This is a genomic window from Massilia genomosp. 1 (assembly GCF_011682185.1).
GTDB lineage: Bacteria > Pseudomonadota > Gammaproteobacteria > Burkholderiales > Burkholderiaceae_D > Telluria_A > Telluria_A rubra.
Genome location: NZ_WHJF01000570.1, coordinates 1 through 264 on the forward strand (window position 1 = coordinate 1; position 264 = coordinate 264).

A 264-nucleotide genomic window follows, 5' to 3' on the forward strand; every position below is an offset into this window, starting at 1 on the left:
TTGGGCTTACGGCGTGGGAGCTTTTCACTCCCATTATCGCTACTCATGTCAGCATTCGCACTTCTGATACCTCCAGCATCCTTTACAAGACACCTTCGCAGGCTTACAGAACGCTCTCCTACCATATATGCAAGCATATATCCGCAGCTTCGGTGACTGGCTTAGCCCCGTTACATCTTCCGCGCAGGACGACTCGATCAGTGAGCTATTACGCTTTCTTTAAATGATGGCTGCTTCTAAGCCAACATCCTGACTGTTTTAGCC

1 rRNA gene is annotated in these 264 nt (G+C 49.2%); it reads right to left on the reverse strand.

What is annotated here, in order from left to right:
• Positions 1 to 264, reverse strand: a 23S ribosomal RNA gene (locus F1735_RS34945); the annotation flags it as partial.